The 14,343-nt window shown below is 55.9% G+C and carries 10 protein-coding genes and 2 pseudogenes; all 12 read left to right on the plus strand.

Annotated elements, in window-relative coordinates:
• Window positions 1-7: 7 nt before the first annotated feature.
• Entirely contained in the window at window positions 8-1,891 is a 1,884-nt protein-coding gene (locus H9L05_RS15015; RefSeq protein WP_187731639.1) for a RagB/SusD family nutrient uptake outer membrane protein, read from the plus strand.
• Window positions 1,892-1,901: 10 nt separating this feature from the next.
• A complete protein-coding gene (locus H9L05_RS15020; protein WP_187731640.1) occupies window positions 1,902-2,246 on the plus strand; it encodes a cupin domain-containing protein in 345 nt (114 codons plus the stop codon).
• Between the two features lie 27 nt (window positions 2,247-2,273).
• Window positions 2,274-4,328 (plus strand): pectate lyase, encoded by a 2,055-nt coding sequence (pelA, locus tag H9L05_RS23925; protein ID WP_223284475.1) that lies wholly within the window; start codon window positions 2,274-2,276, stop codon window positions 4,326-4,328.
• Window positions 4,329-4,338: 10 nt separating this feature from the next.
• A complete protein-coding gene (locus H9L05_RS15035) occupies window positions 4,339-5,868 on the plus strand; it encodes a tagaturonate reductase (protein ID WP_187731641.1) in 1,530 nt (509 codons plus the stop codon).
• Window positions 5,865-7,520 carry a UxaA family hydrolase gene (locus tag H9L05_RS15040; protein ID WP_187731642.1) on the plus strand — a complete coding sequence of 552 codons (1,656 nt, stop codon included), beginning with the start codon at window positions 5,865-5,867 and terminating at the stop codon, window positions 7,518-7,520. The genes H9L05_RS15035 and H9L05_RS15040 overlap by 4 nt, the downstream gene beginning before the upstream one ends.
• Before the next feature lie 256 nt (window positions 7,521-7,776).
• Window positions 7,777-9,232 (plus strand): annotated as a pseudogene (gene uxaC / locus H9L05_RS15045) (glucuronate isomerase).
• Window positions 9,233-9,342: 110 nt separating this feature from the next.
• Window positions 9,343-10,203, plus strand: a complete 861-nt coding sequence (locus H9L05_RS15050) for a sugar kinase (RefSeq protein ID WP_223284476.1) — start codon at window positions 9,343-9,345, stop codon at window positions 10,201-10,203.
• Between the two features lie 458 nt (window positions 10,204-10,661).
• On the plus strand, window positions 10,662-11,126 hold the full coding sequence (locus H9L05_RS15055) for a beta/alpha barrel domain-containing protein (RefSeq protein WP_317174983.1): 465 nt from the start codon (window positions 10,662-10,664) through the stop codon (window positions 11,124-11,126).
• Window positions 11,127-11,204: 78 nt separating this feature from the next.
• A complete protein-coding gene (locus tag H9L05_RS15060) occupies window positions 11,205-12,398 on the plus strand; it encodes an MFS transporter (protein ID WP_317174984.1) in 1,194 nt (397 codons plus the stop codon).
• Window positions 12,392-12,559, plus strand: coding sequence for a hypothetical protein (locus H9L05_RS26305; RefSeq protein WP_317174985.1), 168 nt, complete (start codon window positions 12,392-12,394; stop codon window positions 12,557-12,559). Before H9L05_RS15060 ends, H9L05_RS26305 begins: the two co-directional genes overlap by 7 nt.
• A gap of 55 nt (window positions 12,560-12,614) precedes the next feature.
• Window positions 12,615-13,088, plus strand: coding sequence for a nuclear transport factor 2 family protein (locus H9L05_RS15065; RefSeq protein ID WP_223284477.1), 474 nt, complete (start codon window positions 12,615-12,617; stop codon window positions 13,086-13,088).
• A 192-nt stretch (window positions 13,089-13,280) separates the two neighbouring features.
• A pseudogene (gene fbp / locus H9L05_RS15070) lies at window positions 13,281-14,330 on the plus strand (class 1 fructose-bisphosphatase).
• Window positions 14,331-14,343 lie beyond the last annotated feature (13 nt).

Consider the following 14,343-nt stretch of genomic DNA (forward strand, 5'->3'; position numbering starts at 1 on the left):
ACTCGATATGAAACCCTCTGTTTTTTTCCGGGCTGCACTAGCCGCTAGTGCGCTAGTCGGTACCGCCGGGATGGTAACGTCTTGCAAAGACTACCTCGACGTAGAACCCATTGCGCTCAATACAACCGAATATACTTTCAGTACCGTAGCAGGCGCCACGGCGGCCGTTATCGGGGCTTATGATCCACTGTCGGGAGATAATAGCTACGGACAGCGCATAAGCATGTATTTCCCTTATGATAGCGACGAAATGATCAGCTCACCGGGCCCGGCAACGGATGGCGGCCGCCGGGGCATCGCGCGCTACAAAGCGCTGGCAACGAACAGCGACTTAACCAATCCCTGGAATACTCTCTACCAGGGCGTGGAGCGATCCAATATCTGTATTCAGCAAATTCCTTTGTCGCCTCTTTACAACGGCGGTACCCCCGCCGACACGGCGGCCATGCACCGGCTGCACGGCGAGGCACTTACCTTGCGGGCTCAGTACTATTTCGACCTGGTGCGCCACTGGGGCGACGTGCCGGCCCAGTTTACACCATCGGTATCGGGCCAGGATTTTCTGCTGCCCAACGCCGACCGTCAGGCCACGCTGGCCAAACTGATTGAAGACCTGGCGCTGGCGCAGAAGCTAGTGCCATGGCGCTCCGCTGCTGGGGTGGCTAGCGAGCGGATAACCAAAGGAGCTGTGAAAGCTCTGCGTGCCCGTATTGCCCTGTTCCGGGGCGGCTATAGCCCTAACCCCACCACTGGTGCAATGGAGCGCCCCGCCGACTACCTTGACTATTACCGCATTGCACGACAAGAATGCAGCGAGATAATGGCGCGGCCCGCCGAGCATTCGTTGAATCCTAGCTTCGAAGGACTATTCAAGAGCATTAATCAGCTGCAATACGAAAGTGCTAATGAAATTATGTTTCAGGTGGGAATGACAGGCTCAACAGCCGCGTCGGACAGCAAACTGGGCTACTATAATGGACCCCGTTTGCAAAATGCTTCCAGCATTTATGGCTCTACCCAGGGAGGTGTAAACGTGGTGCCCACTTACTTCTACGCTTTCGACTCCACAGATACGCGGCGCGACGTAACCATTACCACCTACGGTATGGCGAATAACAGCACGTTCTTTACGGGCGTGGCTCTGAACGTGATAGCAGACGGCAAATTCCGCCGCGACTGGCGCACCCCGCTGCTCACGGGCGCAAGCAACTACTTAGGCTACAACTGGCCCGTCATTCGGTTTGCCGATGTGTTGCTGATGTTCGCGGAAACAGAAAATGAGCTCGAAGGCCCCACTGCCAATGCACGGGAAGCCATGCTACGCGTCCGGACTCGCGCTTTCGGTGGTAACCGTTCCCGGGCTGAGGCCACGCTCGCGCAGGGCGGGTTCAGGCTGACCAGTAAATCAGATTTTTTCAATGCTATAGCAAACGAGCGATATCTGGAGTTCGGCAGCGAAGCTATTCGCAAATACGACCTGATCCGCTGGAATCTGTTCAGCGCGAAAATGGCCGAAGTGAAGGCCAATCTGGAGAAGCTAGCCAGAGGCCAAGCACCTTACCAGAACGTGCCGCAGTATATGTACTTCCGCACACCAACTACTGTAGGCAGCAGCGTACAGTGGACGCGCTCGTTCTATCGTCCATCACCTACTCTAAATACTGCTCCTACGGGTACAGTACGGGTGAACTGGCGTCAGGCAATTGACGCGGCGTACATTGCCAATACTAAGCCTCTGGGTACTTCCTTCACACTTGGCACTACCACTGCCGTCAGCCTGGGTACTGGTTTAGCCGCCGAATACGTGCCTAACGCCGGTAGAGAGTTGTTACCCATTCCGCAGGCTACTATTGCGGCAGATAACAAGCTGGTTCAGAACTTCGGTTACTAGCCGCTTACTGATGGCAACTACACCCACGTCAGGCACTTTCTTCGAATCCGACCGTCTTCCCTGGGAGACGGTCGGAGAGGGAGTAAGCCGGCAGATTCTCACCTACGAGCCTGGCTTGATGCTGGTGCGCGTGAGCTTCGAGGCGGGCGCCGTGGGGGCGCTTCACCACCATATGCACACGCAGATGACCTACGTGGAAAGCGGCGTATTTCGGTGCACGGTGGGAGAGGAGGAGCGCACGCTGCGCGCCGGTGATGCTTTCTACGCCCCTTCTTATGTATGGCACGGCGTGGTGTGCGAAGAAGCAGGAAAATTGGTGGATGCCTTCAGCCCCATGCGGGAGGATTTTGTGTAATGCCGCTCAGGTACTGACACCTTGTTCATGAAACAATTCTTTCACTCCCTAGTGCTGCTACTGCTGCTGGGGGGCTTTTTGTCCCCCAGTCAGGCCCAGCAGATCGTGGTGGCCCAGAACGGCTCGGGGAAGTTTCGCACCATTCAGGAGGCCATCAATAGCCTACCAAATGAGGCGTCGAAGCCGCGGGTAATTCTGATTAAAAACGGTACGTATCGCGAGAAGCTTTTCATCGACGGCAAGAGCAATATTACGCTCAAAGGCCAAAGCGAAAAGGGTACTATAATCACCATTTCGCAGGCTCGCGACGCCTGGCGTTGCGACCCTGTAAAGGGCGCTGACGATTGGGGCGTGGCAACGCTGAACATGCGTAACTCGCCCGATATCACGCTCGAAAATCTGACTTTCATCAACAGCTACGGCTTCGATGCGAAGGGTGAGACGACGATTGACTGCCCGGCTGATCCGAGCGGCAAGAAAGTGGTGCAAAAAGATGGTCATCAGATGGCCATGCGCACCTTCGGGGGAGCTACCCGCATCACGGTGCGGCACTGCACTTTCCGCGCTCTGGGTGGCGACACGGTTAGCCCCTGGGACACCGAAGGCGGCATGTTCTATTTTCAGAATTGCACCCTGGAAGGTGGCGTCGATTTCTACTGTCCGCGGGGCTGGGCTTACATCGAAAACAGCCGCTTTATCTGCCACAATATGTCGGCCGCTATCTGGCACGATGGCTCGGGCAACCGCGACTCCAAAACGGTGCTGAAGAACTGCACTTTTGAGGGCGACGACAACTTCAAACTGGGGCGCTACCACCGCGAGTCGCAGTTCTATCTGATCGACTGCAAGTTCCCCAAGAACATGGCCGATGCCGACATCTACCATTCGCCTTCCGGGCCGGGTACACCCAATTGGGGTCGGCGTGTGTACTATGCGAACTGCCACCGCGAAGGCGGCGACTACGCCTGGCACAAGGACAACCTAAATACAGCAGAAAATGCCCCCCAGGTGCGCGCCATTACGGCTAACTGGACTTTCGGTGGCCGTTGGAACCCCGACCGTAAATCGCCGGCCATTACGGCCTCTACGGCTCCCGCTGCCATCGACACCATCGCCGAGAAGATGCTGGTGTACCAGCGCAGTGTAGGCGGCTGGCCCAAGGCCGTAGGCGACGTGAAAGTAGATTACAGTAAGCCGCTCAGCGCTGCTAAAAAAGCCGCTACGCTCGATGATGCCAATCGTAATGACGCTACCATCGACAACGATGCCACCACGCGGGAGATTAAGTATCTGATGGAGGCATTCAAGAAAACCAACAATCAGGCATATCGGAGTGCGGCTCAGAAAGGCATTCAGTACCTGCTGAAGATGCAGTACCCGAATGGGGGATTTCCGCAGTTCTACCCCGATATGAGCAACTATCGGCACTACATCACCTACAACGACAACGCCATGATTCGGGTGCTGGTGTTGCTGCGGGATGTAGCCCAGCAGAAAGGCAACTTCGCCATCGTGAATTCGGCCCTGATACCGCAGGCCCAAGCAGCCGTAACGCGCGGCATCGACTGCATCCTCAAAACCCAATATGTGCAGAATGGCAAGCTCACCGCCTGGTGTGCCCAGCACGACGAGAAAACTCTGCTGCCGGCAAAAGCCCGGGCCTTCGAGCTAGCCTCGCTCAGCGGCATGGAAACCGTGGAAATAGTCGAGTTTCTGATGGCCGTAGATAAGCCTTCGCCTGAGATCAAAAAGTCTATTGAAGCTGCCGTGGCTTGGCTGGATGCTGTGAAGCTGTCGGGCTACGCGGTGAAGCTCATTGACGCGCCGAAGGAGCCTACTGGCAAAGACCGCGTGATTGTACCGGAGCCCGGCTCAGTTATCTGGGCCCGCTTTTATGATTTGGAAACCAACAAGCCCATTTATGTGGGCCGCGACGGGGTGAAAAAAGCCACTCTCGCCGAAATTGAAAACGAGCGGCGTGCCGGCTATGCCTATGCAGGCACCTGGGGGGCAAAATTGCTCGCCAAAGAATACCCCAAGTGGCAGCAGAAATGGGCCAACACCACCGGAGCGAAATTATAAGTATTGCATTATGAAGAATTTAAATCGCGCCACAGCCTTAGCTGAAACTGAGGCACCCGTGCTCCGACCCACTGCTGCTTTGCTGGAGCTGCCCGAAAAAGTGCTGCAATTCGGTACCGGCGTACTGCTGCGCGGCCTGCCTGATTACCTCATCGACAAAGCCAACCGCCAGGGTATTTTTAACGGCCGCATTGTGGTGGTAAAGTCTACCGACGGAGGCGACATGACAGCTTTCGAGCGTCAGGACAACCTATATACGTTGGGTATTCGGGGCGTGGAAGACGGCCGTACCGTGGAGGAAAACGTGCTGTGCGCGTCCATCAGCCGGGTGCTGTCGGCTAAAAGTCAGTGGGCGGAAGTGCTGAAATGCGCCGCTAATCCCGATTTGCAGGTCGTTATTTCCAACACCACCGAAGTCGGGATTCAGCTTACGGCTGATGATATCCAGCAGGAGCCCCCGCACTCTTTTCCGGGCAAGCTGCTGGCCGTGTTGTATGCTCGCTTTCAGGCCTTTAACGGTGATCTAAGCAAAGGCCTGATCATCGTACCCACTGAGTTGATTCCGGAAAACGGCAGCAAGCTGGAAGCTATTCTCTTGGAATTGGCTCACCGCAATGGCCTCGAACCCGAGTTTATCGAGTGGCTGGAAACGGCCAATCAGTGCTGCAATTCGCTGGTGGACCGTATTGTGCCCGGTAAGCCTGATGCGGCGACTCAGCAGGCACTGACTACGCAGCTTGGCTACGAGGACGAGCTGCTGACCATGGCGGAAGTGTATCTGCTTTGGGCCATTGAGGGCGACGAGCGGGTGAAAGAAATATTGTCTTTCCACCAGGCAGATCAGGGAGTGGTTATCCGCACCGATATCAACCTGTTTCGGGAACTGAAGCTGCGCTTGCTCAATGGCACGCACACGCTGAGCTGCGGACTAGCTTATTTGAGCGGTTGCGAGACGGTGCGCGGGGGCATGGATAATGATTGTGTGGCCACGTTTGTGCACAATCTGATGCTGGGTGATTTGCTGCCGGGCATTCCGTATGCCGTGGACGAGAAAGTAGGTCAGCGCTTCGGTTTGCAGGTGCTGGACCGCTTTCGGAATCCTTACATCGAGCATCGGTGGCTGGCCATTACCATGCAGTACACCATGAAAATGCAGATGCGTAACGTGCCCACCTTGCTGCATTATTATAAGCGGTTCAACACGGCGCCGCAGTATGTAGCGCTGGGGTTTGCGGCCTACTTGCTGTTCATGCGCGGCACTAGGCAGGATGGCAAAACGTGGTTCGGTACAGCCAACGGCACGGAGTATCCGATTAACGATGATCAGGCGGGATACTTTGCTGAGCTGTGGGCCCGCAACTTATCTGCGGCCGATCTGACAACGACTGTTCTACAAAATCAAGCGCTCTGGGGCCACGACCTCAGCCAGTTACCCGGCTTTGCCAAACGTGTAAGTGACAACTTGCAGCAAATGCTGGAAACCGGTGTTGCGGCCACTGTAGCAAAGCATTTAAATAAAAAAGCCACCTTAGTCAAATGAAGCATCAGGTAGCCCGAATTCATCCCGACGATAACGTACTGGTGGCCCTGGCCGATTTGCCAGAAGGCACGCCCGTACCGTGGGATGGCACGACCATCACGACGACGGCTCGGATTCCGGCCAAGCACAAGCTGGCCACCCGCGACTTTGAGCCGGGCGATTTGATAACCATGTACGGTGTGCTGGTGGGCAAAGTCCGCCAGTCGATACCGGCTGGCGGCTTGCTCACGACCAGCAACATTCAGCACGCCACCGACAGCTACGACGAGCACCAGCACGAAAAAGCCCCCTGGACGGCTCCTGACGTAAGCCGCTGGCAGGATCGCACCTTTATGGGCTACCACCGCTCCGACGGGCGCGTGGGCACGGCCAACTACTGGCTGGTTATCCCGCTGGTATTCTGCGAAAACCGCAATATACAGGTGCTGGAAGAAGCCTTGGTAAATGACCTGGGCTACGCCCGCCGCAAGAGCTACCAGCCTCAAACGCAAGCCCTTATTTCCTTAATGCAGGCGGGCAAGTCGGTGGAAGAAATCCTGCAAACCGATCTGCATAGTTCCGAAAATGCCCCCCAGGGACCGAATCGTTTGTTTCCGAACGTGGATGGTATCCGGTTTCTGAGTCACGAGGGCGGCTGCGGCGGTATTCGCCAGGATGCGCAGACGCTGTGTGGGCTGCTGGCCGGCTATATCACGCATCCCAACGTTGCGGGTGCTACGGTGCTGAGTCTGGGATGCCAGAACGCGCAGGTGAGCATGTTGCAGGACGAAATCAACAAGCGTAGCCCCAACTTCGATAAGCCGCTGTTCATCTTGGAGCAGCAAAAAATCGGGACGGAAGAAGCGATGATTAGCGCGGCGCTGCGCCAGACGTTTGCGGGCCTGATGCAGGCCAACCAGATTCGACGTCAGCCGGCGCCGCTGAGCAAATTGAATATTGGTTTGGAGTGCGGCGGTTCCGATGGCTTTTCTGGCATTTCGGCAAACCCCGCTGTGGGCTACGTGTCGGATATGGTAGTGGCGCTGGGAGGCTCGGTTATCCTGGCCGAGTTTCCGGAACTGTGCGGCGTTGAGCAGGAATTGGTGAATCGTTCGGTGGATAACGCTACGGCTGAGCGCTTTAGCCAGCTGATGAAAGCGTACGGCGACACCGCTATTGCCGTGGGCTCTGGCTTTGATATGAATCCTTCGCCCGGCAACATTCGGGATGGGTTGATAACCGATGCTATGAAGTCGGCGGGTGCGGCGCGGAAGGGGGGAAGCTCGCCCGTAGTGGCCGTGCTCGACTACCCCGAGCCCGTGACCAAGCCCGGCCTTAACCTATTGTGCACGCCCGGCAACGACGTGGAATCTACCACGGCCGAGGTAGGCTCTGGCGCTAACGTAGTGCTGTTTACCACTGGCCTGGGTACGCCTACCGGCAACCCGATTGCCCCAGTCGTGAAGATTGCCACCAACACGGCGCTGGCCAAGCGCATGCCTGATATTATCGATGTGAACACCGGCACAGTCATCGACGGCGAAGAAACCATTGAGCAGGCTGCCGAGCGAATTCTGGATTATGTAGTTCGGGTAGCCAGCGGCGAGGAAGTTGCTGCTGTACGCCACGGACAAACCGACTTTATTCCGTGGAAACGCGGAGTTTCGCTGTAAGAAATCAGAACGACCAACTCCCCTCCTCAGATGAGGAGGGGACGCGGCGCCAACGGCGCCGCTGGGGTGGTTGACCTCGTTGCTGATGTTGTTTAGTTGTTTAGTAAGTATTAAAAAAAGCCCCCACGCGCATCGTTCAACTAAACAACGACCGCAACCACCCCAGCCGCGCCTTCGGCCCGGCATCCCCTCATTATCAAGGGGGGAGCTTCGTTCACTAACTGAAATTTGCACGCTACTTTATCAGCTACGCACTATGAAAAAGCCTTTTCTCAACGACGATTTCCTGCTGCAAACAGAAACTGCCCAGCATCTCTACCATGAGTTTGCGAAGCAAATGCCCATCATCGATTACCATTGCCATTTGCCCCCGACCAGATTTCTGAGGATCGGCAGTTCGAAAACGTTACCCAAATCTGGCTGTACGGCGACCATTATAAGTGGCGCGCCATGCGCACCAACGGGGTAGATGAGCGCTTCGTAACGGGTGATGCGTCTGATTGGGAAAAGTTTGAGAAGTGGGCCGAAACGGTGCCGCAAACCGTGCGCAATCCGCTCTACCACTGGACGCACCTGGAGTTGCAGCGCTACTTCGGCATTACGGAAGTGCTGAATAAGGACAGCGCCCGCCGCATCTACGAAGCCTGCAACGAGAAGCTGCGCACGCCGGAGTATTCGGTGAAAAATTTGCTGCTTAAAATGCAGGTGAAAGTCGTGTGCACTACCGACGATCCGGCCGACTCGCTGGAGTATCATCAGGCCATTGCGGCCCAGCCGTTCGGGGTACAAATCCTGCCTACTTTCCGGCCCGATAAGGCCATGTCGCCGGAAGACGTAACGGCCTACAACAGCTACCTGGATAAGCTGGGCGCGGCGGCCGACATTACCATTGCTACCTACGACGACTTGCTGGAAGCCCTGCGTCGTCGTCACGATTTCTTTCACGCTCAGGGCTGCCGCCTTTCTGATCATGGTTTGGAGCGTCTGTACGCTTCCGACTACTCGGCGGAGCAAGTGGCGAATGCCTTCGCGCAAGTGCGTGGGGGGCAAAAACTAAGTCTGGAAGACACCGAAGCGCTGAAGTCGGAGCTGCTGCTGGAGCTGGCCCGCATGGACCACGCCCGCGGCTGGACCCAGCAGTTTCACGTGGGCGCGTTGCGCAATAACAACGCCCGCATGCTGCGCCAGCTCGGCCCCGATACGGGCTGGGATTCGATCGGTGACTTCCCCCAGGGCCGCGCGCTTTCCACCTTCCTCGACCGGCTGGATTCGTCGGATCAGTTGGCCAAAACTATTCTTTACAACCTCAACCCCGCCGACAACGAGCTGATGGCGACCATGATTGGCAACTTCCAGGATGGCACCGTGGCCGGTAAGGTACAGTGGGGCTCGGGCTGGTGGTTTCTGGACCAGAAAGACGGCATGGAAAAGCAGATTAACGCTTTGTCGAACATGGGCCTGATCAGCCAGTTTGTGGGCATGCTCACCGACTCGCGCAGCTTCCTTTCTTACCCGCGCCACGAGTACTTCCGCCGCGTGCTCTGCAACCTGTTTGGCAACGACGTGGAAAACGGCGAGCTGCCCGACGACATGGAGCTGCTGGGGGCATTATTAGCAACATTTGCTACTACAATGCCAAGCAGTATTTCGGGTTTGATGCCGTAGCGCAGGCCGCGCCCGCACCCACGTCAGGTGAGTACATGAAGGTATAGCTGTTCTTATTGTCCATCTTGCTCTTGGTCCGAAATGGATAGGAGCAAGATGAACTTGGGCTTACCTGCGAATTGATTTCGCTTTCCCTCTCAGCATTCCTTACATTCAGATGAAACAAGTTGTCACTTTCGGCGAGATTATGCTGCGGCTCTCGCCTCCTTTGCACTATCGGTTTACGCAGGCTAACAGCTTCGAGGCAACGTACGGAGGCGGTGAGGCTAACGTAGGCGCCGCGCTGGCGGGGCTGGGTGTACCGGCCGCGCACGTCACCTGCTTTCCGCCCAACGAGCTAGGCCAGGCGGCCACCCAAAGCTTCCAGCGTCTCGGCGTAGACATGAGCCACACCGTGTACAGCGGCAAGCGGCTTGGCCTCTACTTCCTGGAAGTAGGCGCATCCATGCGGGCCAGCAAAGTGGTGTACGACCGCGCTGATTCCTCCTTCGCTAACCTCGATCCAGCTGCCTTCGATTGGGATGAAATTCTGAAGAATGCCCAGTGGCTGCATTGGACGGGCATTACGCCGGCCATTTCGGCCTCAGCAGCCCAAGCCATCAGCGAAGGAATACAAGCAGCGCGGCGCATGGGCCTTACTGTATCGGCCGATGTAAACTACCGCCGCAACCTGTGGCAGTACGGGCAGCGCGCTCAGAATGTAATGCCCGACCTCGTAGCTGGCTGCGATGTAGTGGTGTGCTCCGAAAATGACGCCGACGATTTATTTGGTATCAAGCCCGCCGCCGGAACCGACAATAAATTCGCTTCCATTAGCGAGCAGCTGATGACGCGCTTTCCGCAAATCAAGCAAGTAATCAGCACCCGTCGCAAAACCCAAAGTGCCTCCCACGAGCGCATCAAGGGCCAGTTGTTTGACGGCGCTTACTCTGAAACACCTTACTACGACATCACGCCTGTGGTGGACCGCATCGGGGGCGGCGACGCGTTTCTGGGGGCTTTATTTATGGCACTTTAAACTACGCTACGCCCCAGGAAGCGCTGCACTTCGCGGTAGTCGCCTCGGCTCTCAAGCACACCATTCACGGCGATGTAAACTTGGTGACAGTGGCCGAAGTGGAGCACGTGCTACAAGGAAATACTACTGGCCGCCTAGTGCGGTAGAACCCCAATTATGTCATGCTGAGGCACAAAGCATCTCGCGTGTTTAGTAAGATTAGTAACCTCACATCAGCACGCGAGATGCTTTGTGCCTCAGCAAGACAATAGCCTATAAATCAATAAGATGCCTCGTTTTTCCTCTGATCATATTTTAGAAACCGTCCTGCGCCACCCCATCGTGCCGGTTTTTTACCACGCCGAAGCAGCCTACGCGAAGCGTATTATGCAGGCTTGCTACGATGGCGGACTGAGGGTATTTGAGTTTACAAATCGGGGCGAAAAAGCCCCCAGGTCTTCGCTGAGCTGGTTGCTTTCGTGCGCGACACCTGCCCGGATATGCTACTGGGCATCGGCACTATTTATCAGGCCGAAGAAGCCGAGCGCTTCATTGCCGCCGGCGCCGATTTTGTGGTGCAGCCCGTAACCACGGCCCCCGTGGCGGCGGTGTGTCAGCACCACGATGTGCCCTGGCTGCCGGGTGCTATGACTTTGAACGAAATCTACAACGCCACTCAGCTGGGCGCTAAGCTCGTGAAGGTGTTTCCGGGCAACGTGGTAGGACCGGGCTATATCAAGAGCTTGCGCGGACCGATGCCTGCCGTGAAGCTGATGGTGACCGGCGGCGTAGAGCCCACCACCGAAAGCCTGCAAGAGTGGTTTGGCGCCGGCGTCAACGTGGTCGGGATGGGTTCTCAGCTCTTCAAAAATGCCGACGATACCGCCGCGCTAAGCCGGCAAATTGCTGAGTTGCTACAGTTTGTAGAGACCTTGAAAAAGTAGCGCCTTTTGGGTGACGCGCTGTCGTCATCGGTTTGCTTACGAGTACGAGTTCTGCCTTGCTATCAATTCCCACAATCGATGATGATACCTTCTCCCACTCAATCGCCGCCCGGCACCCCACTTGCTGCTGCATCCGACAAGATGAGCAAGTACCGGTGGACCATCTGCGCGCTGGTGTTCTTCGCCACCACCGTCAACTACCTCGACCGGGCCGTTATCTCGCTGCTCAAGCCCTACCTGGAGACGGAGTTTAACTGGAACTCAGGTGATTACGCCAACATCGAAATAGCCTTCAAAGTGGCCTATTCGCTGGGCATGCTGGTAGCGGGGCGTATCATCGATGCGCTGGGCACCAAGATCGGTTACGCGTTATCTACTTTTCTGTGGAGCCTGGCCGCAATTGGTCACGCCTTTGTCAGCAGCACCTTCGGCTTCAGTGTGGCGCGCGCTTTTCTGGGCGTAACGGAGGCGGGTAACTTCCCGGCCGCTATCAAAACCACGGCCGAGTGGTTTCCGCAGAAGGAGCGTGCCCTGGCTACCGGTATCTTCAATTCGGGCTCCAATGTGGGCGCTATCATTGCCCCGCTCACCGTGCCGCTTATTGCCGAAACCATAGGCTGGAAATGGGCTTTCATCATCACGGGCGCCATTGGATTTGTGTGGCTGATTCTGTGGTTTATTTACTACGAAGTGCCCGCTAAGCAGGCCCGCCTGACCAAAGCCGAGTTCGATTACATCCACAGCGACGTGGACGATATGGCGGCGGCCTCGATTACGACGCAACCCAAAGTTTCCTGGTTTAAGCTCCTGACTTTCCGTCAAACCTGGGCTTTCGTGTTGGGCAAATTCCTCACCGACCCGGTGTGGTGGTTTTACCTCTTCTGGCTGCCCGACTTCCTGAACAAGCAGTACGGTTTGAAAGGCACCGACGTGGCCTTTCCCGTAGCGGCCGTGTACATCTTGTCGAGCATTGGTAGCGTGGGTGGCGGCTGGATTCCGCTGAACTTTATGAAGCACGGAATGCCTGCTTTTAAGGCTCGCAAAACATCCATGCTGCTGATTGCGCTGTGCGTGTTCCCGATTGTATTTGCCCAATACCTCGGGCAGATTAACATGTGGCTGGCCGTGCTGGTAATTGGTATTGCCGCCGCTGCTCATCAGGCGTGGAGCGCCAACATTTTCACCACCGTATCAGATATGTTTCCAAAGCGGGCTGTGGCTTCGGTTACGGGTATCGGCGGTATGGCCGGTGGTCTGGGGGCATTTTGCTGACGGCTTTAGTGCAGAAGCAGATGTTCGTGTACTACGAGAGCATCAACCAGCTGGAAACTGCTTACTTCATCATGTTCCTGATTTGCGGCGGCGCTTATCTGCTGGCCTGGGTGCTCATGCACTTCCTGGCACCGCGCATGAAGCAAATTTCCCTTGACTAAGTAGCTGATGCCTCCGCTGCTGCGCTGTCCTTTCGCACTCTAACTCCCCCATGTTATGCAAAAACATTTTCTGCTCCTGGCGCTCCTATTGTTGGTGCTGCCGGTGCTCAGCTTCGCCCAAAACAGGAAGAATATGGATGCCGCTAAAGAAGTGGAAGCGTTAGAGCGCCAGCGCTTTGCGGCCCAGGTGAAGAAAGATTATGCGCTGCTGGAGAAGTACTTTGGTGACGACTTAGTTTACACTCACGGAAGCGGCAAACAGGATAACAAAGCCACGTACATCCAAAGTATTCGCGACGGCAAAAGCGTGTATGATAAGATTGATGTAGAGGCGATAAATGTGCGTGCCTACAACGAAGGGCTCACGGCCGTGGTGAACGGCACCATTCTGATTACCTCGCCGCCTACCCCCGATGGGAAGCCTAATCTGGCCCGCATCAAGTACGTGGTAGTTCAGATAAAAGACCCCAAAAAAGGCTGGCAGGTTGTGCTTTGGCAGGCCCAAAAGCAGGCCGAGGCAAAGAGCTAGGCCACAAGCAGTACAATATATTTTGGGCCGTTGCATAATACCCAACGGCGCACAAAAAAGACACAAAATGCTGTGTCTTTCCATAATTCCTGCAATATAAAATAGCTTCATCTTAGTCAGAAGATGCTGTTTACTGCCTTTCATCTTCTGGCCTTTAGTCACAAATTCTCTGCTCCCATTTATCCTACTTCTATGAATCCCGCTCACGAAAACAACCTAGCCCAACCCGTTGGCACCACGCTGGACCGGTATATCATGCGCAATCAGTCCGAGTTTGCATATGCAACCGGCGAGTTGTCGCAGCTGCTGCGCGATATTGCCTTAGCCGGAAAAATCGTGAACCGTGAGGTAAATCGAGCGGGACTTACGACAATTATTGGCGCGGCTGGGGCGCAAAATGTGCAGGGGAGCAGCAGCAAAAACTGGATGTGGAGGCCAATATCCGCTTTATCCGGGCCTTGACGAATGGTAAGGAAGCCTGCGCGGTACTATCAGAGGAGAATGAGGATATCATTCATACGGGCAACACTGAGGGCCGCTATGTGGTAGCCATCGACCCACTGGATGGCTCGTCAAACATCGACGTGAATATCAGTATTGGCACGCTGTTTAGTATTTATCGGCGGGTGTCGCCGATAGGCACGGAAGCTACACCAGCCGACTTTTTGCAGGGCGGACGTAAGCAGGTGGCGGCCGGCTACATTCTGTATGGCTCCAGCACCATGCTTGTGTACACTACCGGGCACGGCGTGGCGGGCTTCACGTATGAGTCGTCGTTGGGTGAGTTTTTTCTCTCCCATCCCAATATCCGCATCCCCGCTACCGGCCCCGTATTCTCTTGCAACGAGGGTTACTGGTTTGAGTACCCCGAGTACGTGCAAAAATTCCTGATGAGCTGCAAGCGACGCACTATGAGCGGGCGCTACGTGGGCTCCCTCGTTGCCGATTACCATCGCAATCTGTTTACGGGGGCATTTATTTGTATCCGCCCAATAAAAAAGCCCCCAAGGCAAGCTGCGCCTGCTGTACGAAGGCTACCCGCTGGCCTTCATCATTGAGCAAGCCGGAGGTTTGGCTTCCTGCGGAAAGCGAGCAATCCTTGACCTTGAGCCTACCGATTATCACCAACGCTCCCCGCTGTTTATTGGCTCGCCCGAGTTAGTGGCCGAGCTGATAGCGGGCAACATGGAGCCAGTTACGACTCCGGCCTACGAGGCCGCGACAGATCTACATAGCGTTTAAGAATTGATATTCT

It is taken from the genome of Hymenobacter qilianensis (assembly GCF_014489555.1).
GTDB classification, from domain to species: domain Bacteria; phylum Bacteroidota; class Bacteroidia; order Cytophagales; family Hymenobacteraceae; genus Hymenobacter; species Hymenobacter qilianensis.

Excerpts from the sequence above, each read along its gene's own strand:
- H9L05_RS15060 (WP_317174984.1), top strand. The coding sequence starts at position 11,205 with ATGATGATACCTTCTCCCACTCAATCGCCGCCCGGCACCCCACTTGCT.
- H9L05_RS15050 (WP_223284476.1), top strand. The coding sequence starts at position 9,343 with ATGAAACAAGTTGTCACTTTCGGCGAGATTATGCTGCGGCTCTCGCCT.
- pelA (WP_223284475.1), top strand. The coding sequence starts at position 2,274 with ATGAAACAATTCTTTCACTCCCTAGTGCTGCTACTGCTGCTGGGGGGC.
- H9L05_RS15035 (WP_187731641.1), top strand. The coding sequence starts at position 4,339 with ATGAAGAATTTAAATCGCGCCACAGCCTTAGCTGAAACTGAGGCACCC.
- H9L05_RS15040 (WP_187731642.1), top strand. The coding sequence starts at position 5,865 with ATGAAGCATCAGGTAGCCCGAATTCATCCCGACGATAACGTACTGGTG.
- H9L05_RS15065 (WP_223284477.1), top strand. The coding sequence starts at position 12,615 with ATGCAAAAACATTTTCTGCTCCTGGCGCTCCTATTGTTGGTGCTGCCG.
- H9L05_RS15015 (WP_187731639.1), top strand. The coding sequence starts at position 8 with ATGAAACCCTCTGTTTTTTTCCGGGCTGCACTAGCCGCTAGTGCGCTA.
- H9L05_RS15020 (WP_187731640.1), top strand. The coding sequence starts at position 1,902 with ATGGCAACTACACCCACGTCAGGCACTTTCTTCGAATCCGACCGTCTT.